General features: G+C 52.6%; 19 protein-coding genes. 16 read left to right on the forward strand and 3 right to left on the reverse strand.

The window, feature by feature from the left end:
- Positions 1-18: 18 nt before the first annotated feature.
- Positions 19-909, reverse strand: a complete 891-nt coding sequence (locus tag NG346_RS03225) for a glycerol acyltransferase (protein WP_262280245.1) — start codon at positions 907-909, stop codon at positions 19-21.
- 291 nt (positions 910-1,200) lie between these two features.
- On the opposite strand from NG346_RS03225, the gene rsmH reads away from it, so the two are divergent.
- From rsmH to NG346_RS03290, 13 genes are all read left to right on the forward strand, one after another.
- The gene (gene rsmH, locus NG346_RS03230) at positions 1,201-2,142 is read left to right on the forward strand and encodes a 16S rRNA (cytosine(1402)-N(4))-methyltransferase RsmH (RefSeq protein WP_262280244.1); all 942 of its coding nucleotides are present in this window, start codon (positions 1,201-1,203) and stop codon (positions 2,140-2,142) included.
- Positions 2,139-2,717: an FtsL-like putative cell division protein gene (locus NG346_RS03235; RefSeq protein ID WP_317620778.1), complete on the forward strand. Its 579-nt coding sequence runs from the start codon at positions 2,139-2,141 to the stop codon at positions 2,715-2,717. The genes rsmH and NG346_RS03235 overlap by 4 nt, the downstream gene beginning before the upstream one ends.
- A 4-nt stretch (positions 2,718-2,721) precedes the next feature.
- Entirely contained in the window at positions 2,722-4,905 is a 2,184-nt protein-coding gene (locus tag NG346_RS03240; RefSeq protein WP_262288305.1) for a penicillin-binding protein, read from the forward strand.
- A gap of 139 nt (positions 4,906-5,044) precedes the next feature.
- On the forward strand, positions 5,045-6,535 hold the full coding sequence (locus tag NG346_RS03245) for a UDP-N-acetylmuramoyl-L-alanyl-D-glutamate--2,6-diaminopimelate ligase (RefSeq protein ID WP_262288306.1): 1,491 nt from the start codon (positions 5,045-5,047) through the stop codon (positions 6,533-6,535).
- 57 nt (positions 6,536-6,592) lie between these two features.
- Positions 6,593-7,861 (forward strand): phospho-N-acetylmuramoyl-pentapeptide-transferase, encoded by a 1,269-nt coding sequence (gene mraY / locus NG346_RS03250; protein WP_262280241.1) that lies wholly within the window; start codon positions 6,593-6,595, stop codon positions 7,859-7,861.
- Between the two features lie 192 nt (positions 7,862-8,053).
- Positions 8,054-9,385, forward strand: coding sequence for a UDP-N-acetylmuramoyl-L-alanine--D-glutamate ligase (murD, locus tag NG346_RS03255; protein WP_262280240.1), 1,332 nt, complete (start codon positions 8,054-8,056; stop codon positions 9,383-9,385).
- A 50-nt stretch (positions 9,386-9,435) separates the two neighbouring features.
- Positions 9,436-10,728, forward strand: coding sequence for an FtsW/RodA/SpoVE family cell cycle protein (locus tag NG346_RS03260; RefSeq protein ID WP_262280239.1), 1,293 nt, complete (start codon positions 9,436-9,438; stop codon positions 10,726-10,728).
- 101 nt (positions 10,729-10,829) lie between these two features.
- Positions 10,830-11,945, forward strand: coding sequence for an undecaprenyldiphospho-muramoylpentapeptide beta-N-acetylglucosaminyltransferase (murG, locus tag NG346_RS03265; RefSeq protein ID WP_262288307.1), 1,116 nt, complete (start codon positions 10,830-10,832; stop codon positions 11,943-11,945).
- Between the two features lie 79 nt (positions 11,946-12,024).
- Positions 12,025-13,407, forward strand: a complete 1,383-nt coding sequence (gene murC / locus NG346_RS03270; RefSeq protein ID WP_262288308.1) for a UDP-N-acetylmuramate--L-alanine ligase — start codon at positions 12,025-12,027, stop codon at positions 13,405-13,407.
- A gap of 56 nt (positions 13,408-13,463) precedes the next feature.
- The gene (locus NG346_RS03275) at positions 13,464-14,276 is read left to right on the forward strand and encodes a cell division protein FtsQ/DivIB (RefSeq protein ID WP_262288309.1); all 813 of its coding nucleotides are present in this window, start codon (positions 13,464-13,466) and stop codon (positions 14,274-14,276) included.
- Between the two features lie 16 nt (positions 14,277-14,292).
- Positions 14,293-15,735: a cell division protein FtsA gene (ftsA, locus tag NG346_RS03280; RefSeq protein ID WP_262288310.1), complete on the forward strand. Its 1,443-nt coding sequence runs from the start codon at positions 14,293-14,295 to the stop codon at positions 15,733-15,735.
- Between the two features lie 33 nt (positions 15,736-15,768).
- Positions 15,769-17,142 carry a cell division protein FtsZ gene (gene ftsZ / locus NG346_RS03285; RefSeq protein WP_396266698.1) on the forward strand — a complete coding sequence of 458 codons (1,374 nt, stop codon included), beginning with the start codon at positions 15,769-15,771 and terminating at the stop codon, positions 17,140-17,142.
- A 53-nt stretch (positions 17,143-17,195) separates the two neighbouring features.
- Positions 17,196-17,648 (forward strand): GatB/YqeY domain-containing protein, encoded by a 453-nt coding sequence (locus NG346_RS03290; protein ID WP_262288311.1) that lies wholly within the window; start codon positions 17,196-17,198, stop codon positions 17,646-17,648.
- Positions 17,649-17,783: 135 nt separating this feature from the next.
- Here the strand turns inward: NG346_RS03290 and recO are convergent, their stop codons facing one another.
- On the reverse strand, positions 17,784-18,506 hold the full coding sequence (gene recO / locus NG346_RS03295) for a DNA repair protein RecO (RefSeq protein WP_262288312.1): 723 nt from the start codon (positions 18,504-18,506) through the stop codon (positions 17,784-17,786).
- Positions 18,507-18,712: 206 nt separating this feature from the next.
- Between recO and rpsT the strand changes: the two genes are divergently transcribed.
- The gene (gene rpsT / locus NG346_RS03300; protein WP_154533712.1) at positions 18,713-18,967 is read left to right on the forward strand and encodes a 30S ribosomal protein S20; all 255 of its coding nucleotides are present in this window, start codon (positions 18,713-18,715) and stop codon (positions 18,965-18,967) included.
- 106 nt (positions 18,968-19,073) lie between these two features.
- On the opposite strand, the gene NG346_RS03305 is transcribed toward rpsT, so the two are convergent.
- Complete coding sequence (locus NG346_RS03305) at positions 19,074-19,772, reverse strand: hypothetical protein (RefSeq protein WP_262280232.1); 699 nt, start codon at positions 19,770-19,772, stop codon at positions 19,074-19,076.
- Between the two features lie 202 nt (positions 19,773-19,974).
- On the opposite strand from NG346_RS03305, the gene NG346_RS03310 reads away from it, so the two are divergent.
- Together NG346_RS03310 and gyrB are read left to right on the forward strand one after the other, a co-directional pair.
- Positions 19,975-22,530: a glycosyl hydrolase family 8 gene (locus tag NG346_RS03310; RefSeq protein WP_262288313.1), complete on the forward strand. Its 2,556-nt coding sequence runs from the start codon at positions 19,975-19,977 to the stop codon at positions 22,528-22,530.
- 691 nt (positions 22,531-23,221) lie between these two features.
- Positions 23,222-25,195: a DNA topoisomerase (ATP-hydrolyzing) subunit B gene (gene gyrB / locus NG346_RS03315; RefSeq protein ID WP_154533715.1), complete on the forward strand. Its 1,974-nt coding sequence runs from the start codon at positions 23,222-23,224 to the stop codon at positions 25,193-25,195.
- The last annotated feature ends 8 nt before the right edge of the window (positions 25,196-25,203 follow it).

Consider the following 25,203-nt stretch of genomic DNA (forward strand, 5'->3'; position numbering starts at 1 on the left):
TGCTAATATTGGTTGCGTTCACTCCCCGCGTAGGCTTGCGGGGCCTGCCTGTTCGTAAACCTTGTTCTCTACAAAAAGTGCCCATTCCTTCGGTGTTTTGCTCTTGTCGAACGTCTGCCATGGAATCGGCTTGCCGATGACGATACGGAACTTCTTATGGACGTTGCGGTACATCTCGTCGACAAGAAACAGCATCGCAATGTTCACCTTCAGCCCCAAACGCTTCTGCCAACGGGCGATACGATAGAAGCGGTTGGAATTGCGACCGCTGAAGTAGATGGGGACTACGTCGCGATGATACTCCACACTCTTGGAGATGAATGTCTTCTTCCACGGCAGGTCATGGATACGACCATTGATCATACGGGAGTTGAGACCCGCGGGGAACATGAGCATGTGGTTGTCGCTCTGGAAGCCGGCCTCCACCATAGCGGGGAAGTTACGGCTTTGCTTACCCGTCTTGTTGATGCCGATACACACCGGACGAAGGCCGGGAAGGAACAGCAACAGGTCGTTGACGAGATAACGGAAACGTCCGTCGTAATGGTCACCGATGATCGCACCGAGACAAACACCGTCCTCGCCACCCAAAGGATGGTTGCTCACGAAAGTATAGAGCTTGCCGTCGTTCTTGTCGGGCAGGTTTTCCTTGCCCTCAATCGTCACCTGCATATCGAGGTACTTCACGCATTCCTTGAGCCACTCGGTACCGAACTGATGACGATGCTTCCACAAGAAGTCATTGACTTCATCCTCATGAACGATGCGACGAAGCCATGACACAAGGAAAGCCGGCACGTATTTTGCGCGCCGTCCCAGTTTGCTTTCGAGAACCTTCTTCACGTCTATTGTCTTCTGAAAAGACTCTTCAACGCTTTCTCCTTGGGTGTTGTTTGTGCTAACGTCCATGTTATTCCATAAGATACTAATCAAATGCAAAAATAACACTTCTTTTTCATATTTCTTCATTTTTGCCACTAAAATTATAAGAAAAGCACAAAAAAGGGTAAACTACAAAGCTCAGACATCTACATCTCTGACAAGACACCGTGCAACAACGCCAACAAAAGGATGGAAGAGAATCGAAAAAATATAGCCCTAACATGGAGATAAGTGGGGATTTTTATGTAACTTTGAACCCAAATACGCTATATAAAGATGTGTAGCCACGCCAAAAGCACGGCTCAAAGCAACGTAAAGATGGAAAAGACAGAAGAATATCACATTCCAGTGCTGCTGAAGCAGAGCGTCGACGGACTGAATATTCAGCCCGGAGGCATCTACGTCGATGTCACATTCGGCGGTGGCGGACATTCGAGAGAGATTCTCTCACGAATGGACAGCACGGCGCATCTCTACAGCTTTGACCAGGACGCCGACGCTGAGCAAAACATTCTCACTACAGAAGGTGAGGGAAAACGCTTCGTCGACGACCCGCGCTTTACGTTCGTACGCTCCAACTTCAGATACCTGAAAAACTGGATGCGATACTACGGCGTAGACCATATCGACGGACTGCTCGGCGACCTCGGCGTGTCAAGTCACCACTTCGACGACGAGAGCCGTGGCTTCTCGTTCCGCTTCGACGCTCCGCTGGACATGCGTATGAACAAGCGGGCAGGAACCACAGCGGCCGACATTGTCAACACGGCCACAGAGTCGCAACTGGCTGACATCTTCTATCTCTATGGTGAACTGAGGTCGGCACGGCGCATCGCCGCCACGATCGTCAAGGCCCGGACCGACAAGCCCATCCTCACCACAAGCGATTTCCTCAACACTGTGGAACCGCTCTTTCGACGAGAAAGGGAGAAAAAAGACATGGCAAAACTGTTCCAGGCTCTGCGCATTGAGGTGAATCACGAGATGAGCGCACTCAAAGAGATGCTTGCCGCGGCCACCGAGCTGCTCCGACCGGGCGGACGGCTGAGCGTCATCACCTACCACTCGCTCGAAGACCGCATCGTCAAGAACATGATGAAAACGGGAAATGCAGAGGGCAAGACCGTGCAGGACTTCTACGGAAGAATAGAAAGTCCCTTCGCTCTGGTCAACAATAAGGTTATCACGCCTGACAATGAGGAGCAGGCACGCAACCCGAGAAGCCGTAGCGCTAAACTGAGAATCGCTGAGAAAAAATGAAGAAACAAGAGCAAATAAACAACAATATAACCGACAACAAGGATGGCACCAGATCCCTAAAGGACATTCTGGGGACTCCGGCGGACGACAAGGCGAATAATACAACTGCCACTGCTGACGAGGAAAAGCCAAACGGACAGACCACCGAAAACGCCGACAAAAGTGAGAACAAACCGGCAGAAAGCCTCCCCTCGCTGAAAGAGGTCATCGAAGAGCAGGCCACTGAGGACGAGGCACCGCAATCGCGCCTCTTCTCCCTGAAGAAGATCTTGGGTGGAGACATTCTCTACACCTCGTTCGTCAGAAGGCAGATATGGCTCTTCATGCTCATCGGCGCGTTTCTGATCGTGTATATCGGCAGCAGATACAGCTGTCAGCAAGACCTCATACAGATCGACAAGTTGCAGGTGAAACTAAAGGACGCCAAATACAAGGCTCTTTCCAGCACCAGCCAGCTCACGGAGATCAGCCGCGAAAGCAATGTCATCGAACTGTTGAAAAACAATAAGGACAGTGTGCTGAAGATTCCCAGTGCTCCTCCTTATAAAATAGAAGTACCCGAGGAGGGCAAATAACGACATGAGCAAATTCAACAACCAGAAAATCATGCCACGCTACAGTGTCATCTGTATGCTGATGACCATCATCTCCCTCGGCGTGCTTATCAAGGCTGGATATATCATGACTGCCAAACGGGACTACTGGATGAAGGTGGCAGACCGCGTAAAACGGGACAACGTAGTCATCCAGCCCGTCAGAGGAAACATCCTCAGCTGCGATGGACAACTGCTGGCCTCGTCGCTGCCGGAGTTCAAAATCTTTATGGACTTTCAGCAACTTCACGATGCGGGTAACGACTCCTTATGGGACGCTAAGGAAAAGCTGATCTGCAAAGGCCTGCACGAGATCTTCCCGGAACAAAGTTCCGCAGACTTCAAAGCCAACCTCGACAAAGGACGGAAGAAGATGAGCCGCCATTGGCCGGTGTGGCCCTACCGCATCAACTACAACACTTACTCAGAGGTGCTGAAGTTGCCGGTATTCAACCTCACGAAGTTCCAAAGCGGTTTCCACTGCGAGGAACTCAACGCACGCGAGAATCCTTTCGGCACGCTCGCTGAGCGCACGGTAGGTGATATGTATGCACTGAAAGACGGCGGACGCCTGCCGCGCTGTGGCCTGGAGCTGTCGTTTGACAAACTGCTCCGTGGTACCAATGGCGTCGGACACCGCCGCAAGGTACTCAACAAGTATCTCGACATCATCGACAAAGAGCCTGTCAACGGTTGCGACATCATCACGACCATCGACGTAGGCATTCAGGACTTGGCCGAAAGAGCCGTCATCGAAGAACTCAAACAGCCGGAAGTCAACGGCGACGTGGGCGTAGCGATCGTCATGGAGGTAAAGACGGGCGACATCAAAGCCATCGTCAACATCGACAAATGCTACGGACCCAACGGACAGATCATCTATAAGGAGATCAAGAACCACGCCGTCAGCGACCTCATGGAGCCGGGATCGGTCTTCAAGCCCGTCAGTGTCATGACAGCTTTGCAGGACGGCATGTGCGACACAAGCAAGATCGTGGACACAGGCAACGGCGTCTGGCCAATGTATGGACGGGAGATGAAAGACCACAACTGGCGGCGCGGTGGATATGGTGTCATGAACATGGCCACCACACTGCGCGTGAGCTCTAACATCGGCGTGAGCCGAATCATCGACGAGTACTACCACAATGATCCGGAAAAATTCGTGCGCGGTGTCTATCGCTCCGGCATTGCCTCGGATCTGCACATCCCTATTGTGGGTGCCAGTCCGGCTAAGATTCGTATGCCAAAGAAGAACAAGCGCGGCGAGTGGCTCAACTGGAGCAACACTGCCCTGCCGTGGATGAGCATAGGATATGAGTCGCAGGTGCCGCCGATCTCCACGCTGGCATTTTACAACGCCATCGCCAACAATGGGTGTATGATGCAGCCGCGGTTCGTCAAAGCATCCATTCAAAACGGCGAAGTCACCGAATATCCGCCGCAAGTGGTCAAAGGGCATACACAAATCGCTTCGCCCGCTGTCATCAAAAAGATGCAGGTGATGCTGGAACATGTGGTCAGCGAGGGACTCGGGAAAAAAGCCGGATCGACATCTTTTAAGGTTGCCGGCAAGACCGGTACCGCTCAGATCTCAAAAGGATCAGTAGGCTACAAGAGCGGAATGACACACTACTTGCTGTCGTTTGCCGGTTATTTCCCCGCCGACAACCCGAAATACAGCTGTATCGTCTGCATACAGAAAGGTGGACTGCCTGCTTCAGGTGGCGGCATGAGCGGTGTGGTCTTCCATCATATCGCCGAGGGTATCATGGCACAGAGCGAGGGACGCGATGTCAGACAGGCACGCGACTCGGCTTCTGTCTTCGTCCCGCAGGTGAAAAACGGCAATATTCTCTCTGCCGACTTCGTGCTCTCGCAGTTGGGAATCAAGACCAAGCGCAACTATATCGCCAACATCGCCAACACCAGCGCACTGTGGGGACAGGCCAAGAGCGGCACCCACTACGTGGATCTTGTCCATCAGGGTGTGCCAAGTACCAAACATGTACCCAACGTCATGGGCATGGGAGCACGCGACGCTGTCTATCTCATGGAGCAACGGGGCGTGAAATGCCGCATCATCGGGCGTGGAAAGGTCGTCAAGCAAAGCCTCCCGCCAGGAAAATATATCCACCGACGCGAGACGTGTACGCTGACCTTGGAGTAGAAAAGAACAAGGCACAACACAGTCGTCGACACGTTTGACTCAGATTTGACCGGCTGCTTATCTCTGAATTGACCGGGAAAATATATAGACAAGAACAAAACTGATAGAAATAAAATATAAAAAAATAATATAGAAAGAAATGAAACTACAAGAGCTTCTCAAGGGCATCAAGCCCACCTCTATCGTTGGGGGCGTGGATGCCGACATCACCGGCGTAGACATAGACTCGCGCCAAGTCAAGGATGGTCATCTGTTCGTTGCCATGAAAGGCACCCAGGTAGACGGTCACCGTTTCATCCCAAAGGCCATTGAGCAAGGTGCCAGTGCCGTGCTCTGCGAAGACCTGCCGGAAGAGAAAGCCGAAGGTGTCACCTACATTCAGGTGCCTTCTACCGAAGATGCTGTCGGTCATGTGGCTACGCTCTTCTATGGAGACCCGTCGAAGAAGCTCAAACTCGTCGGCGTGACCGGTACGAACGGAAAGACAACGATCGCCACATTATTATATAATATGTTCCGCAAGATGGGATATAAGTGCGGTCTGCTCTCTACTGTCGTCAACTATATCGACGGCGAAGCCATTCCCGCTGACCACACCACACCGGATCCCATCGAACTGAACATGCTCTTGGGCAAGATGGTAGAGGCAGGATGTGAGTATGCCTTCATGGAGTGCTCCAGCCACGCCATCGCTCAGAAACGTATTGGCGGACTGAAATTCACAGGCGGTATCTTCACCAACCTCACTCGCGACCACCTCGATTATCACAAGACCTTTGAGAACTATCGCAATGCCAAGAAAGCTTTCTTCGACGGACTGCCCAAGTCTGCCTTCGCCATCACCAATGCCGATGACAAGAACGGCATGATCATGGTGCAGAACACAAAGGCTACGGTGAAGACCTACTCCATTCGCCAGATGGCTGACTTCCGCGCCCGCATCATCGAGATGCACTTCGCTGGAATGTATCTCGATATTGACGGACACGAGGTCGGCGTGCAATTCATTGGTAAATTCAACGTCAGCAATCTGTTGGCTGTATATGCTGCCGCACGTATGTTGGGCAAGGAGCCTGAGGAGATCCTCGTGATCTTGAGCACGCTCCACAGCGTCAGCGGACGTCTGGAACCCATCCAGTCGCCCAAAGGCTTTACGGCCATCGTCGACTATGCCCACACTCCTGACGCTCTGCAAAACGTGTTGGGTGCCATCCACGAGGTACTCAACGGCAAAGGACACGTCATCACTGTATGCGGCGCAGGCGGTAACCGTGATCATGGCAAGCGCCCGCTCATGGCTCAGGAAGCCGTCAAGCAGAGCGACAAAGTGATTATCACCAGCGACAATCCACGTTTCGAGGATCCCCAGGCTATCATCGACGACATGCTCGCCGGACTGAATGCGCAACAGATGCAAAAGGTCATCAGTATCGTCGACCGCAAAGAGGCTATCAAGACTGCATGTATGATGGCACAAAAAGGCGATGTGATTCTCGTCGCAGGTAAGGGACATGAGAACTATCAAGAGATTAAAGGTGTCAAGCATCACTTCGACGATCATGAAGTATTGCGCGAGATCTTCGGTCTCAATAGCTCTTCACAGGACACCGCCACCGGTTGTGATAAATGACAGATGCTAAGACTATAAATAATAAGAGCTAAGACTATAAACATAAAGAGCTAAGACATGCTATATTATCTCTTTCGTTTTCTGGAGCAGTTCGGTATTTCCGGCGCACGCATCTGGGGATATATCTCCTTCCGTGCGTTGCTGGCTCTGATTCTCTCACTGGTCATCTCGGCATGGTTTGGTGAGAAGTTCATCAAATACTTAAAGAGTAAACAGATCACCGAGACGCAGCGCGATGCCAAGATCGACCCCTTTGGTGTCAAAAAGATAGGAGTGCCCTCAATGGGTGGCGTGATCATCATCGTCAGCATTCTCATTCCAGTACTGCTGTTAGGCCGTCTGCGTAATATCTATCTGATTTTGATGCTCATCACCACTGTGTGGCTGGGCTTCCTCGGCGGCATGGACGACTACATCAAGATCTTCCATCGCAACAAGGAAGGACTGAAAGGTAAGTACAAGATCGTAGGACAAGTGGGCATAGGACTGATTGTGGGACTCGTGCTCTGGGCTTCGCCCGACGTGAAATCCAATGAGAACATCGTGCTCCAGCACCAAGGTCAGGAGGTCGTCGTCAAGCACCGCACCGAAGCACGCAAGACACTGAAGACGACAATACCGTTTGTCAAAGGCCACAACCTCGACTACTCATCGGTGATGTCTTTCTGTGGTAAGTATAAGACAGCGGCCGGTTGGATTCTCTTCGTAGTTATGACGATCTTAGTCGTCACCGCCGTAAGCAACGGAGCCAACCTCAATGATGGTATGGACGGCATGTGCGCCGGCAACTCAGCCATCATTGGCGTGGCGTTAGGCATCTTGGCTTATGTAAGCTCGCATATCCAATTTGCCGCATACCTCAACATCATGTATATCCCAGGCTCGCAAGAGCTGGTGGTCTTCATGTGTGCGTTTGTCGGAGCGCTCATCGGTTTTCTATGGTACAACGCCTACCCTGCCCAGGTGTTCATGGGCGACACAGGCTCACTGACCATTGGCGGCATCATCGGCGTGTGCGCTGTCATCATCCACAAAGAACTGTTGTTGCCGATCCTCTGCGGCATCTTCTTCGTCGAAAGCCTCAGCGTCATCTGCCAGGTATGGTACTATAAGCTTGGCAAGCGGCGTGGCGTGAAGCAGCGTATCTTCAAGCGCACACCTATCCACGACAACTTCCGTGTGACAGACGAGCAGCTTGACCCCGACTGCAAATACCTGATCACGAGTCCCCACTCGCCCAAGCATGAGTCAAAGATCACGATCCGCTTCTGGATCATCACCATCATCTTGGCGGCTCTGACCATTATCACGCTTAAGATAAGATAAGGAAGACTGCTCAAAAAAGGCGAGCCGAAACTATGATATAAGCGGTCCGGCACTTCTATATATATAATAAGGTGTAGCCCCAAAAGAGCAGTCTGACCTGTAAAAAACAAAAAGCACTGCTGTCAAACACTGACAGCAGTGCTGCAAACAAATAAGATAAAAACCTCGAAAGAGTAAAAACGTAGTTCAGCAATGAAAAGAATCGTTATATTAGGAGCCGGCGAGAGCGGTGCAGGAGCTGCCGTGCTGGCAAAGAAAGAAGGTTTCGACGTTTTCGTATCTGACACTTCTTCCATCAAGGACAAGTACAAGAAACTGCTTGACGACCATCAGATCGAATGGGAAGAAGGTCATCACACCGAGGAGAAAATCCTGAATGCCGACGAGGTCATCAAGAGCCCGGGCATCCCAAAAGAGGCTCCTATGGTGCAGAAACTGATGGCTCAGCACACACATATCATCAGCGAGATTGAGTTCGCAGGACGATATACTCATGCCAAGATGATCTGTATTACAGGCAGCAACGGCAAGACGACAACCACCTCGCTTATCTATCACATCTTCAAGAGTGCCGGATACGACGTGGGACTGGCCGGAAATATCGGTAAGAGCCTTGCTCTGCAGGTGGCAGAGGAACCGCATGAGTACTATATCATCGAACTGAGTTCTTTCCAGCTCGACAACATGTACGACTTCCGTGCCAACATCGCCATTCTGCTCAACATCACGCCCGATCACCTCGACCGCTACGACTTCAAGTTCCAAAACTATGTCGATGCCAAGATGCGCATCATCCAAAACCAGACAGAGGAAGACCACTTCATCTATTGGAATGACGATCCTGTCATCAAGAAGCAACTCGACAAATACGACATCAAGGCCGTGCAGTGTCCATTCTCAGAACTGAAAGAGAAGGGGAGTATCGCCTATATCGAGGAAGGACAATACAAACTTGAGTACCCCACTCCATTCAATATGGAGCAGGAGGAACTCTCGCTGACCGGTAAGCACAACATCTATAACTCTCTCGCTGCTGGTTTGGCATCCAACATCAGCGGCATCAAGAAAGAGATCATCCGCAAGAGTCTGAGCGACTTCCCGGGTGTGGAGCACCGCCTGGAAAAGGTTTGCGACGTGGCTGGCGTGCACTATGTCAACGACTCCAAGGCCACCAATGTCGATGCTTGCTGGTATGCGTTGGAGAGCATGCGCACACCTGTCATCCTCATCCTTGGCGGTAAGGACAAAGGCAACGACTACAACGCCATCAAAGAGTTGGTTCAGCAGAAGTGCGTGGGACTGGTTTATCTCGGTGCCGACAATACGAAGCTCCACAACTTCTTCGATCCGCTGGGCATTCCCGTGCGCGACACACATAACATGAAGGATTGCGTGAAGGCCTGTTACGACATGGCGCGCCCCGGCGACACGGTTTTGCTTTCACCCTGCTGCGCCAGTTTCGACCTCTTCCATAACATGGAGGACCGCGGCGAACAGTTCAAGCAACAAGTCAGAAGCCTGTAAAGCAAATGGGCCGGAGGAATATTCACCCGGCCCTTCAATAAAGATAACAAGTGGACAACAAAAAATTTGGAAACATATTCAAGGGTGACAAAGTCATCTGGATGGTGTTTTTCTTCCTTTGTCTCATCAGCATCGTAGAGGTCTTCTCGGCCTCTTCCGAGCTGACCTACAAAGGAGGCAGCTATGTCGCGCCTATCATCAAGCACATAGGGCTGCTTGGGCTCGGTGTGTTCCTGGCTCTCGTCACCCTTAACATCAAGTGCAAGTACTTCAAGATTGCCACGCCGATCCTGCTGTTCATCTCGTTTGTGACCCTCATCTGGGTAGATTTCGCCGGTCACTCCACCAATGACGCACAGCGATGGCTCTCGATTTTCGGCTTGCAGTTTCAACCCTCTGAGATTGCCAAAGGCACATTGGTACTCGCAACGGCCCAAGTGTTAAGTGCCATGCAGACCGAGCGTGGCGCTGACCGCCATGCCATGCCCTACATCTTGGTGGTTTGTGCCTTCATCATCCCATTCATCATGGTGGAGAATCTCTCCACTGCAGCCCTATTGTGTTCCGTCATCTTTTTCATGATGATCATTGGTCGTGTACCTGCCCAACAGCTTGGAAAGCTCATCGGAAGTGTTGTACTGGTTATCGTTTTAGTGTTTTCTATGGTCATGATCTTTGGGCACGACAACGAAGAAAACTCCCCTGAGGGGCAGCTCACGGAACAAGTAGATGGCAAAAAGCCGGTAAAGACCAAGAATGGAGGCATGCTTCACCGATTCGACACATGGAAATCGCGCATCGACAAGTTCAGTGACCATGAAGAAATACCGCCAGAGAAAGTCGATCTCGACAAAGACGCTCAGACTGCCCACGCCAATATCGCCATTGCTTCCAGTAACGTTATTGGCAAAGGACCGGGTAATTCTGTGGAGCGCGACTTCCTTTCCCAAGCCTTCTCCGACTTCATCTATGCCATCATCATCGAAGAGTTAGGCATAGAGGGCGCCGCGTTTGTGGCGATGCTCTATATCATCCTGCTCTTCCGAACAGGCCGTATCGCCAGTCGATGCGAGAACAATTTCCCTGCCTTCCTTGCCATGGGGCTCGCTCTGCTACTGGTCACGCAGGCACTGTTCAACATGTGTGTTGCCGTGGGACTCGTTCCTGTGACAGGTCAGCCGCTGCCGCTCATCAGTAAAGGTGGTACGTCCACGATCATCAACTGCATCTACTTAGGTGCCATCCTCAGTGTCAGCCGCTCTGCAAAAAAGAAGCCTGAACTTCAAAAAAGCACCATCGGGCCAGACAATGCAGCGACCGAAGATAAGGAAACAAATGTATAATAAATAGTCATTTGGTACAGAAGAAACAAAATAAAGTAGAACAAAAATGATCAAAAGACATTTTTTTTGATTACTTTTGCGGAAAATAAGAAATAGGCGACATGGAGAAAGAATTAAGAGTCATCATCAGCGGCGGAGGCACAGGAGGCCATATCTTCCCTGCAGTCTCTATCGCCAACGCCATCAAAGCCAAATATCCCAGTGCCAAAATCCAGTTCGTGGGTGCTTTGGGACGTATGGAGATGCAGCGAGTACCTGCGGCAGGCTACAACATCAAAGGCTTGCCCATCTGCGGTTTCGACCGTAAGCATCTTCTGAAAAACATCGCCGTGCTCTTCAAAATCTGGAAGAGTGAGCGGATGGCAAAGAAGATTGTCAAAGACTTCAAGCCGATGGTGGCTGTCGGAGTAGGTGGATATGCCAGCGGGCCTACGCTGAACGTATGCGCCAGCATGGGCATACCATGCCTCATTCAAGAGCAGAATAGCTATGCCGGCGTCACAAACAAACTGTTGGCAAAGAAGGCCAGCAAGATCTGCGTGGCGTACGAGGGCATGGAGCGTTTCTTCCCGGCTGATAAAATCATCATGACAGGAAATCCAGTCCGACAGAATGTCGTGGACGCAACCATTTCCAAAGAGGACGCAAGAGTCAAGTTCGGACTCGATCCCAACAAGAAGACGATTCTCCTCGTGGGCGGAAGCTTAGGAGCACGCACCATCAACGAGAGCATGCGACAGCATCTCGACAAAGTGAAAAGCGCCGACGTGCAGTTCATCTGGCAGACCGGTAAGTACTACAACACCGAGATGAACCAGGCCGTAAAGGACTTTGGCGACATCTCCAACCTGAAAGTTCTCGACTTCATCAGCGACATGGGTGCCGCCTATCGCGCCGCCGACCTTGTCATCAGCCGTGCCGGTGCAAGCTCCATCAGTGAGTTCTGCCTCATCGGCAAAGCCGTCATCCTGGTGCCCAGCCCCAACGTTGCCGAAGATCACCAGACCAAGAATGCCATGGCACTCGTAGATAAAGACGCCGCCATCTATGTCAAAGATGCAGAAGCTCCTGACTTGTTGCTCGACAAAGCCTTGGAAATCGTTCACAACGATGCCAAGCTTGCATCACTGACAGAAAACATCAAAAAACTCGGCTTGAAAGACTCCGCCGACGTCATTGCCGACGAAGTCATTAAACTCGCCTGGAGAAAACAATAAAACGCTTCGGAAGAGACAGTGCTCCTCTTAAGATGAGACTGCCATCTTTCCAAGATATGCAAATAACACTTTAAATATCATGGAACTCAAAGATATAAAAGCTGTATATTTCATTGGTGCCGGCGGCATTGGTATGAGTGCGCTGGCCCGCTACTTCATACATAAAGGTCTTGTTGTGGCCGGTTATGACAAGACACCTTCTACGTTGACTCAACAACTCGAAAAGGAAGGCATGGTCATCCACTACAGAGAGAACGTAGATGAGATTCCCCACGCTTGCCGCGACAACAAGTCATGTCTCGTCGTCTATACCCCTGCCATTCCAGCAGAGCATCAGGAACTGCAATACTTCCGCAACAATGGTTTCGAAGTGCAGAAACGCGCTCAAGTACTTGGCATGCTGACACGTTCTCACAAAGGACTCTGTGTTGCAGGCACACACGGCAAGACGACTACATCGACCATGTGCGCCCACATCATGCATCAGAGCCATGTTGACTGCAACGCTTTCTTGGGCGGCATCTCCAAGAACTACGGTACCAACTATATCCTTTCCAAGACCAGTGACTATGTCGTCATCGAGGCCGATGAGTTCGACCGTTCTTTCCACTGGCTGCGTCCATGGATGAGTGTCATCACCGCCACAGATCCCGACCACCTCGACATCTACGGTACCAAAGAGGCATATCTTGAGAGTTTTCGTCACTACACCGAGCTCATTCAGCCCGGTGGCGCCCTCATCATCCACAAGAATCTGGAGATGAAACCCAACGTGCAGGAAGGGGTAAAGACCTATACCTATAGCCGCGACGAGGGAGACTTCCATGCTGAGAACATCAAGATAGAGAACGGCAACATCACATTCGACTTCATCTCACCCGTGGAAAACGTCACGAATGTGAAGCTCGGACAGCCTGTACCTATTAATATAGAGAATGGTGTGGCTGCCATGGCACTTGCCCAACTCAATGGTTGCACCGCAGAGGAACTGCGCTACGGCATGAGCACATACCACGGCGTAGAGCGTCGCTTCGATTTCAAGATCAACGACGACCGTCACGTACTGCTTTCCGACTATGCTCATCACCCCAAGGAGATCCTGCAAAGCGCCAAGAGTCTGCGCGAGCTCTACCAGGGCCGTAAGCTGACCGCTATCTTCCAGCCGCATCTCTACACCCGCACCCGCGACTTCTACAAGGACTTCGCTGATGCGCTGAGCCATTTCGACGAGGTCATCCTCACCGAGATCTATCCGGCCCGCGAGGCTCCGATCCCCGGTGTCACATCGCAGCTGATTTACGACAACCTCAAGTCTGGCGTGGAGAAGAGCATGATCCAGAAGGCCGACGTGCTCAATCTGGTCAAGAGTCGCGACTTCGATGTGCTGATCATCTTAGGAGCCGGTGATCTCGACAACATGGTTCCACAGATCACACGTATACTGGAAGACAAAAAGAAATAAGGCATCCGGTGCGGTATAGTCCGCGCCGCGTGTCATCCTATACAGTTATCTGAACCATGCGGATGAACCGAGGAAAAATCATTCTGGGCACTATCGACTTCATGCTCGCTGCCTATCTTGCCATCGCCTTCGTTGTCTTTGACAAGCCCGATCAAGAGAAGCAGATATGTACCCAAGTGAATATCAACATTGCCGACGAGGCCACCAATGGCTTCATCACGGCTAAGGAGATCAAAGATCGCCTGAAAGACAGTGGTCTCTACCCTTTGGGCAAGCCCTTGTATACCGTCGACACACGCACCATCGAGGAAATGTTGAAGAGAAGTCCTTTTGTGCAGTCGGCACAATGCTATAAGACACAGGACGGACATGTATGTGTCACACTCACACAGCGCATGCCGACTCTGCGCATCAAGTCCATTAATGGTGACGATTATTACTTGGACGACAACAACAGCATCATGCCCAACTCGCACTACACGAGCGACCTGATCATCGCCACAGGCCATATCAACAAGTGGTTCGCCCGCAATTATGTGGCCTATGTGGGAGAGGCTTTGATGGCCAACGACTTTTGGAAGAACCAGATCGAGCAAATCAACATACTGCCTGACAAAGGCATTGAGCTCGTGCCGCGCGTCGGTGACCAGATCATCTATATCGGTCAACTGCCTGAGACCAACAGGCCCGACAAGCGCAGGCAACTGGTCACTGACTACATCGACCGCAAAATGGACCGGTTGGAGAAGTTCTATAAGTATGGACTCTCACAGGCCGGATGGAACAAATACTCCTACATCAACGTAGAGTTTGACAACCAAATCATTTGCAAAAAGAGACAATACGAAAAAACGGAAGAACTGAATTGATAATTACTATTTACGTATGGCAGATTTTATAGTAGCAATAGAGCTGGGATCTTCAAAAATCACCGGCATTGCGGGGAAGAAGAACCTCGACGGCAGCATTAGGGTATTGGCTGTCGTAAAGGAAGACGCTACTTCATGCATTCGCAAAGGCGTGGTCAACAATATCGACAAGACAGTGCAGGCTTTGGGCAATGTGATCAAGAAACTCGAGAACACGCTCAAGACCAAGATTGCACGCGTCTACGTCGGTGTCAACGGTCAATCGATACGCAGTGAGAAAAATATCATTGTCAAGCAATTGCCCGCCGACACCAAGGTGACCGTTGACATGGTCAACGGCCTGATGGATGCCAACCGCAGCATGCAATATCCCGACCAGGAGATCCTCGACGCTGTCACACAAGAATACAAGGTCGACAACCAGCTTCAAGTCGACCCGGCAGGTTTTATCTGCTCCAGACTGGAGGGCAACTTCCTCAACATCCTCTGGCGCAAGTCCTTCTATCGCAATCTCAACCGCTGTTTTGAAAATGCTGGCATTGCCATCGCCGAGATGTATCTTTCTCCCCTTGCCCTCGCCGATGTCGTACTCACCGACGCCGAGCGCCGCGGTGGCTGCGTCCTCGTGGACTTAGGAGCCGAGACAACAACCGTTGCGGTCTACTTTCGCGATATTCTTCGTCACCTGGCCGTCATTCCCCTTGGCAGCAACAACATCACCAAGGACCTCACATCCTTGCAGATGGAAGACAAGACAGCAGAGGAGATGAAACTTAAATATGCCGCTGCCTACACCGACTCCAGCGAGATCGACATGGAAAAGACCTATCCCATCGACCACGACCGCAGCATCGACATGCCGAAGTTTGTGGAGATTGTCGAGGCTCGCCTGCAGGAGATCATTGAGAACGCATGGCATCAAGTGCCCGACGAATTTATGGGCAAACTCCTTGGCGGCATCGTCCTCACCGGTGGTGGCTCCAATATGAAAGACATTGAAAAAGCCTTCAAGATCCTCACCCATACTGATAAGGTGAGAATAGCAGGTTCTGTTACGACAACCATCATTTCCAAGAGCCCCGCCATCACGGCCAAGGACGGCACTATGTGTACGGCTCTTGGACTGTTGGCCAAAGGCAACATGAACTGCGCAGGCAGTGAGATCAGCGATTCTCTCTTCCAAAACGAACAACCCGTCAACGAAGCACCTGTTCAGCCCATCACACACTCTACGACAGAAAACGGCAAGGGCATCATCAAAACCGAGGCTGAAAAAGCTGCCGAAGAGGCTGCCAAGCGCAAGCAGGAGGAGGAAGAGGAGCGTCGCAGACAGCAGGAAGCCGAAGAGGAAGAAGAGCGCCGGCGCAAGAAACGCGAGAACTCATGGTTCCACAAAGCCGTCAACGGACTCAAGACCTTTGGCCGTAAGATGGTAGAGGAAGAGGAAGACGAGAAATAAGACTCAACATTTTTACTTTAAAGACAGACCACTATGCCAGATAACAACAACAATATGGAAGGCCAGAAACCTTCCCCACTCACGGAAAGCGCCAAGCCTTCCATTCTCGATTTCGGTCAGCCTGACAAAGAGCAGAGCATCATCAAGGTCATCGGTGTCGGTGGTGGCGGTGGCAATGCCGTGAACCACATGTACCGCGAAGGCATCCACGACGTGTCGTTTGTACTTTGCAACACTGACGCGCAGGCCTTGAACGACTCTCCCGTTCCCGAGCACCTGCAGTTGGGTGCCGAAGGTCTTGGAGCTGGCAACCGTCCCGAGCGTGCCCGTCAGGCCGCTATGGAGAGCATCGACCAAATCAGGGCTATGCTCAACGACGGCACGAAGATGGCATTCATCACGGCCGGTATGGGTGGTGGAACAGGCACCGGTGCCGCTCCTGTCATCGCGCAGGTAAGCAAAGAGATGGGCATTCTCACCGTGGGCATCGTCACCATTCCCTTCCGTTTCGAAGGTCCCAAGAAGATCGACCAGGCTCTCGACGGTGTCGAAGAGATGGCTAAGCATGTCGACGCCCTGCTCGTGATCAACAACGAGCGCCTGCGTGAGATCTATCCCGAGCTGACAGTCCTCGACGCTTTCGGCAAAGCCGACGACACACTGAGCGTTGCCGCTAAGAGCATCGCTGAGATCATCACCATTCACGGACTCATCAACCTCGACTTCAACGACGTGAAGACAGTTCTCAAGGACGGTGGCGTCGCCATCATGAGTACCGGCTACGGCGAGGGCGACGGACGTGTGAAGAAGGCTATCGACGACGCGCTCAACTCACCGTTGCTCAACGATAACGATGTCTTCAACTCCAAGAAGATCCTGCTCTCCATCGCTTTCTCCAACGAGAAAAACGACAACCAGGGTCTGATGATGGAGGAGATGAACGATGTCAACGACTTCATGGCAAAGTTCGGCGACGACTTCGAGATCAAATGGGGACTGGCCACAGACCCCGAGCTCGGCAAGAAGGTCAAGGTCACCATCCTCGCTACCGGTTTCGGTGTGGAGGACGTGGAGCCCAAGGACCGCCGCGAGCGCCGCACACAAGAGGAAGCCAACCGCATCGCACAGGAAGAGGAAATCGCAGCCGAAAAGGCCGACCGCCGCAACCGCTACTATGGCAAGGACGGCAAGAACCCGATGATGAAGCACCGTCCTCACGTCTACATCTTCACACCCGACACGCTCGACAACGAGGATGTCATTCTCGCTGTGGAGAACACGCCTACCTACAAGCGTACACGACAGATGCTCGAAGACATCCGCAACACTGGTTCCGGCCATAAGGACGACAAGCCCAATACCGACGAACAGGCCGATACCGTGCCCGGCATCATCAGCTTCGCATAACACAGCGGCGGCCTATGCCGTCAAAGACAAGGATTTTAAAACAACAAAGAGATATGGCAAATCTATTTGATCAGGTCAGCAGTGACATCCGCACAGCCATGAAGGCGCGCGACAAGGTGCGTCTGGAAGCACTGCGTAACATTAAGAAATACTTCATCGAGGCAAAGACGGCTCCCGGTGCCAACGACACTTTGGAGGACGCAGCTGCTTTGAAGATTCTGCAAAAGCTCGCCAAGCAGGGCGAGGAAAGTGCCGACACCTATGCAAAAGCCAAGCGTCAGGATCTTGCCGACGCTGAGTTGGCGCAGGTCGCCGTCATTAAGGAATACCTGCCCAAACCTCTCACTGAGGAGGAAATCACCGCCCAGGTCAAGGACATCATCGCCCAGACTGGTGCACAAGGCATGAAGGACATGGGCAAGGTGATGGGACAGGCCACCAAGCAGATGGCCGGCAAGGCCGACGGCAAGGTCATCTCCACCATCGTCCGCCAACTCTTAGCATAACCTCCCGGCCTTCTGACCGGCAGACATAGCAAACTTTAAACATTGAAGTCTCCCATGTGGCTCGTGCCGTATGGGAGACTTCTTTTTATCTATACGCAATACTGCTTCGTCAAAGGCCTTGGGAAACGACAAAAGTCAGAATAGCTCCCTGAGCACTGGCAGCGATTTCATCTCCGGGAAGCCTGGGATATGCAGCCGATAGTAGGTCAGTATCGTGTCGACGCACTCATTTCGTTCGGCACTGCTCATGCGGAAAAACCTCATATTGTCGTAGTTCATCCTCATCAGCGTACCGATCTTTGCCGCCTCGTCAGGCCGCAGGAAGTCAGGGTGCAAGGGTCTTATGGACGTGAACACACCGTTGCGCAGATCAAACCAGTCGCCCTCAGCCATCTCTTCCAAGTTAGGGAAGAAGCCGATGAACCGCGACAGGCGTAGCATAAACACGAGATGGAAGTTGGCAAACTGCCCCACCACATTGTCGAGCCACGTCACACTACTCTCCACATAGTCATACAGCGGCACATTGCATTGCTCGTCGCGCAGCGCATAAGACAGGAATTCCGCGATGAAAAGGCCTATCGCCAGTTTCTCGGACTGAAACGGTATCGAGAAGAACGGCTGTGCCAGACGTATGTCGCGGAAGTGTTGCAGGCTGCGCGTGGGTCTGTCGTCATAGACAACCTCCAAGATAGTCAGCGGCTGAAACAGCTGTTGCTTGATCTTTCCCCGTCCGTTTTTCGAGACATGACAGATAAACGACGCCCTCCCCTTCTCTCGTGAGAACACGTCGACAATGATCTGAGAATCACCATATCGCACAGATCTGAGCACGATAGCGCGCGTTTTTGTTTCCATACAACCGCAAAAATACGAAAAATCAAGCATTTAGAAAAAATTAATGAGAGAAAATTTGGTGACTCAAAGAAAAAGCAGTAACTTTGCACCCACGAAAATAATATGGTCCCTTCGTCTATCGGTTAGGACGAGAGATTTTCATTCTCTAAAGAGCAGTTCGACTCTGCTAGGGACTACAAACAGAAATAAAAAGTAGAAATTTAAAGATGGCAAATCACAAATCATCAGTAAAGAGAATTCGCCAGACCAAGGTGAAGACTTTGCATAACAAGTACTATGCAAAGACGATGCGTAACGCTGTTCGCAAGCTCCGCGCTACCACTGACAAGGACGAGGCTGCTAAGCAGTTCCCCGTGGTACAGAAGATGCTGGACAAGTTGGCAAAGACCAACATCATCCACGCTAACAAAGCTGCCAACTTGAAGTCTGGTTTGGCACAGCATATCAACAAGCTCGGCTAATCCGTGCTTCAGACATTGTTGATGTAAGATATTCAGCCGCTCCGAAAGAGCGGCTTTTTTTGTATCCCTACGTCACCGATTTACCTCCTTTCACCCGTCTTTTCACTTATTCGTCGTCTTCTTCACCATCGTAATAGCCGCCCGTGCGCTTTCCTTGCAGATAGGGCTCTGCCACCTGATAGCGGATGCGGTAGGCCGCGCCCGTGTAGCCTCGTGCAGGGCCAATGACCACCACCCAGCCGTCGATGTATCCGGCATCACCGACTACAAGTTCGTCGGGACCCGACACGCCCACGGGCAGATCACCACGGAACTGCCACATCAGTTGCTTGATCTTTCTTTCCGGACACTTGAAAATCTCCCGGATACTCAGACGATGCCCGTCTTTCTTACTGAACGACGCACAGTCCTCGTCCCGCCACGTCGCCGTGTCACGGTCCACAACCTGCGACTGATAGGTCACGATTTCCTCGTCCTCATAGCTGCGCACGATTTCCACGCGCCGTGACAGCCCGCTGTCTTCCTTGAGAAAGGTGTCGTAGCTTTGCCGCATCACGTTTTCGAAGTTCGCCTCATACAGTTCTTGCGGTTCGTCCACGTCGAGGATGTCGCATATCCAAGCCTTCACGCTGTCAAGCGCATGGGCCTCGCCGTCGACGGGAAAGTCCACTTTCACCGCATACGACTGTCTGCCACTACGACGCACAAAGCTATAGCCCGTCGTAGTGAAGAAGTTCTCTGCCGCTGCCAATGGCAATGCTTGCAGACACGAAACCATGATGAGAATCAAACTACGTAATGTCATTACTTGCAAAAGTACAAAAAAAATCTGTCACATCTCTTTGTTCCCGCACACAATCTCGCTTTTTTCGTCAAACAGGAACTATGTTCAATCTTACTCTTTTCGACATTCGTAACAAGTGACAAACATTTTGTTACCCCATCCAAACAGCCTTTCCCCTATTTTTCGTATCTTTGCCTCACCTATAACTAAACAATACCACGACATGACTACCTTTCTGAAAAGACATACCCGGGTACTTTGGTGCGCATTGACAGCCGCGCTATTGCTACCGTCATTGTCCTCCACGGCCCAGAACCCGGTGATCCGTGATCAATACTCCGCCGACCCTACCGCCCGCGTCTTCGGCGACCGCGTCTATCTCTATCCCTCCCACGACATCATCAGCCCCGTGGCACCTGAGCGGCGGTGGTTCGCCATGGCCGACTACCACGTCTTTTCCTCCAATGATCTTACCGACTGGACCGACCACGGTGTCATCCTCGACCAGAAGCAAGTGCCTTGGGCCAACCACGAAGGCTACGCCATGTGGGCTCCCGACTGCGTGGAGCATCAGGGACGCTACTACCTGCTCTTCCCTTCCGGGCTGGCTTCGGAGCGCGGCTTCGGCATCGGCATCGCCACTGCCCCCAGCCCCATCGGTCCCTTCACGCCTGCCGCCAAACCCTTGGACGGCGTGAGAGGCATTGACCCGTGTATGCTTCAGACCAGCCGGGGAGAGAGCTACCTCTTCTGGGCCGGCAACGGCGGCATCACCGTAGCGCGCATGAACGACGACTATCAGTCGCTGGCAGAGACACCGAAGACCATCGCGGGACTGCCCGACGGCTTCAAGGAGGGGCCCTTCGCCTTTGAGCGCAACGGCCTGTTCTACCTTACCTTCCCCTGGGTGCGACAGAAAAACGGCACCGAGACGCTGGCCTACGCCATGAGCGAAAGCCCGGAAGGACCCTATACCTTCAAAGGACTGATCATGGACGAATGGCCCGACAAGTGCTGGACCAACCACCACTCCATCGTGCAGTACCGCGGACAATGGTATCTCTTCTATCACCACAACGACTATTCGCCGTCGTTTGACAAGTGCCGGTCCGTGCGCGTCGACTCGCTGAGCTTCCGCCCCGACGGCACAATCGTGAAAGTACATCCTACGCTGCGCGGTGTCGGCATCACCGATGCCCGCCGCCACATCGAGGTCGACCGCTACAGCAGCATCTCGTCCACGGGCGCGCAAGTCGTTCTCTTAGACAGTCTGCAACCCTTCCGCGGCTGGGCACTGCACCTCACCCGCCAAGGCTGGGCACGATACAACCGCGTATCCTTCCGTCCCAACCTCTGCCGCCTGACGCTCCGCGCCCGTGCGCAAAGCCCTTCCTCCGTTGCCGTCACCATTGGCAACCAGCGCATAGCCCGCCTCAGCATAGCCCCCTGCGACACCTTCGCCGAGCAGACGGTCACCATCGCACCTGTCACCGCTGGCACCTACGACATCGGATTGCAACTCGAAAAGGGCAGCAACGCCGACATAGACTGGCTTTCTTTCGAAGGCGCACCCATACCACCGTATACCCAAGGCGGCATGCAGACCGGCCGCTACCGCAACTATTTCGCCGAGATGGGCTATTCCTCTGAGGACATCGACCGCCGTGTCAACGATGTCTTCCAAGAAGTATTCTTCGGTCCCAACCGTGTCTACTTCGAGGTGGGCGACTCTATGGGCTATATCTCCGACTTGAAGAACCACGACGTGCGCACCGAGGGCATGTCCTACGGCATGATGATCGCCGTGGAGATGAACCGCAAGGACATCTTCGACCGACTGCTGCGTTGGGCTCAGCGCTACATGCTCATGCGCCAGGGGCCTTTGGCTGGCTACTACGCCTGGAGTTGTAAGACCGACGGCACGCACAACGCTGAGGGTCCGGCCAGCGACGGCGAACTGTATATGATCACTTCGCTCATCTTCGCCTCCAACCGCTGGGGCAACCATTCGGGTATCGACTACCTCGCTGAAGCCCAGCGGTTGTTGCGTCTCGTCAGGGAGGGCAACGGCCAGGACAGTGCCAACGCGCTCATCAACCCACAACACCGTCTCATCACCTTCACGCCAAGTGGCTTCGGCGCCCGCTTCACCGACCCCAGCTACCACCTTCCTGCCTTCTACGAGGTGTGGGCACGATGGGCTGGCGACGGTCACGCCGATGACTACAAGGCTTATGCCGCAGCGTCACGCCGCTATCTCCACCGCTGCATCGACCCGCTCACGGCACTCTGCCCCGACCTTACGGACTACAACGGCAAGCCGCTCACGCCACCGGGCACCAAAGCCATGAAGGGAAACCGGGATTTCCGCTATGACTCCTGGCGCATGCCGATGAACATCGCGCTGGACTATAGCTGGGCCTGCGCCGACACGGCATGGCAACACCACTACGCCAACACCGTACAGGACTTCTTCTTTAACAAGGGCATCGACGCCTACATCGACCAGTACCGCACCGACGGCATGCCGGCAGAAAGGCCCTACGAGGGCGGCGGCAAACCCGGACTGCGCCACTCCGTAGGTCTCGTCGCTACCCTTGCCGCCGTGTCGTTAGTCGCCGACCACGCCAAGGCCCGTGACTTTGCCGACCGTCTGTGGCACACTGCCAACGTGCCCTTTGCCGACGGATACTTCGATGCCTACTACGACGGCCTGCTCCGCCTCTTCGCCTTTCTCCATCTCAGTGGCAAATACCGCGTCATCGCACCAGGGCAATAATCCTTTCACGCAGAGACAGAGAGACACTGAGCAACTGCACGAGCAAGCATGTTAACAATGAAATGTTATTGACAAAAACACCTCTCCCACAACTTTCAATCCAGAGAAAACAAAAACAGAGAAATAAGCAAAAAGTAGTGTGGAAAACACAAAAACGTGAGTTGAAGTGATCAAAACAATGAGTTGGCAGCCTCATCTCGGTTGTTTTATAGGGTCAAACAACCGAGATGACCCGATGAAAAAGGTGCTTTGACGAGAAATTCTCTAGAGAATTTTGCGTCAAAGTACCTTTTTGTGTTTATCAAAATTGCCCTATTTTAATAACTGCTTAAGTTTCAACACTTTACAAAAAGTCGCTGAGAATCGCGAAAATCGGGCCGAGGAGGGTGCCGGTTCAGAAAATCGCCTGTATTTGGGCGGAAAATTGTCAGTTTATTCAACAGATTTTATGAGTATCATCATCATGAGGACATAATCGCTAAATCCTAAACGCCGACTTTCAGGTTACAAATAAACAACGGCTGAATAATCGTCGATTGATTGAGCCCCCCAACCAATAAAAACCACTTTGTGGCACTATGGCTTTGTGTGAGAGGCAAAAGCCTCCTTTTGCAGTTATTTTTCACAGCATAAGTTTTCGCTATGTCACGCTTTTTTAGTACCTTTGCAGATAAATACGAACTAAACAGAAATGGCAGAAATTCAACATCCAGAGGATAATTACTCCGCCTCCAACATCCAAGTGCTGGAGGGTTTGGAAGCCGTGCGCAAGCGTCCGGCTATGTATATTGGCGACATCAGTGAGAAAGGTTTGCACCATCTCATCAATGAGACCGTGGACAACTCCATCGACGAGGCTATGGCAGGTTTCTGCCACAACATCGAGGTGACCATCAACGCAGACGGTTCCTGCACCGTAGAGGACGACGGCCGAGGCATCCCTGTCGACGAGCATAAGAAACTGCACAAGAGCGCCTTGGAAGTCGTCATGACCGTGCTCCACGCCGGTGGTAAGTTCGACAAAGGCTCCTACAAGGTCAGCGGTGGTCTTCACGGCGTCGGCGTGAGCTGTGTCAACGCACTCTCCACACACATGAAGTCGCAAGTCTTCCGCGATGGAAAAATCTACCAGCAGGAATACGAAAAGGGAAAGCCGCTCTATCCCGTGCGCGTCATCGGCGACACCGACAAGCGCGGCACACGCCAGCAGTTCTGGCCAGACCCCACCATCTTCACCACTACCACCTTCCAGTGGGACATCGTGGCACGCCGTATGCGTGAGCTGGCATACCTCAACGCTGGCATCAAGATCACGCTGACCGACCTGCGTCCCGACGACGACGGCAAGACACGCCAGGAAGTCTTCCACGCCAAGGACGGACTCAAGGAGATGGTGCGCTACATCGACCGTCACCGTACCCATCTCTTCGATGATGTCATCTATCTGAAGACCGAGAAGCAGGGCGTGCCCATCGAAGTGGCCATCATGTACAATACCGACTACTCCGAGAACCTCCACTCTTACGTCAACAACATCAACACCATCGAGGGCGGTACTCACGTCACCGGCTTCCGTCAGGCATTGACACGTGTGCTGAAGAACTATGCCGACAACGATCCTGCTATCTCCAAGCAGATCGAGAAAGCAAAGATAGAAGTGGCAGGTGAGGACTTCCGCGAGGGACTCACTGCCGTCATCTCCATCAAAGTCGCCGAACCACAATTTGAGGGTCAGACCAAGACCAAGCTCGGCAACAGCGAGGTCACCGGTGCCGTCAACCAAGCCGTCGGCGAGGCCCTGACCAACTATCTTGAGGAGCATCCGGCAGAAGCCAAGAGGATCTGCGAAAAGGTGATCCTCGCCGCCACAGCCCGTGTGGCTGCCCGCAAAGCACGCGAGAGTGTGCAGCGCAAAAGCGTGATGAGCGGTGGCGGACTGCCCGGTAAGCTGGCCGACTGCTCGAACAAAGACCCGAAGAAGTGCGAGATCTTCCTCGTCGAGGGTGACTCCGCAGGTGGATCCGCCAAGCAGGGCCGCGACCGCTACACCCAGGCTATTCTGCCGTTGCGCGGAAAGATCCTCAACGTCGAGAAAGTACAGTGGCACCGCGTCTTTGAGGCTGAGTCGGTGATGAACATCATCCAGAGCATCGGCGTACGCTTCGGTGTCGACGGCGAAGACGACCGCGAGGCCAATATCGACAAGTTGCGCTACGACAAGATTATCATCATGACCGATGCCGATGTCGATGGCTCACACATCGACACTCTGATCATGACTCTCTTCTACCGCTTCATGCCGAAAGTCATCGAAGACGGACATCTCTATATCGCCACGCCACCACTCTACAAGTGCACTTACAAAGGCAAGGTCAGCGAGTATTGCTACAACGACCAACAGCGCCAGGCCTTCCTCGACAAATACGGCAATGGCGTAGAGGACGGCAAGAGCATCCACACACAGCGATACAAAGGTTTGGGTGAGATGAACCCCGACCAGCTTTGGGAAACCACCATGGATCCCAAGACACGCTTGCTCAAGCAGGTGACCATCGAGAACGCTGCCGAAGCCGACGAGATCTTCTCCATGCTCATGGGCGACGACGTGGAGCCCCGACGTGAGTTTATCGAGCAAAACGCTACCTACGCCAACATCGACGCGTAGTCGCGCCA

This window comes from Hallella absiana (assembly GCF_025457485.1).
Lineage (GTDB): Bacteria > Bacteroidota > Bacteroidia > Bacteroidales > Bacteroidaceae > Prevotella > Prevotella absiana.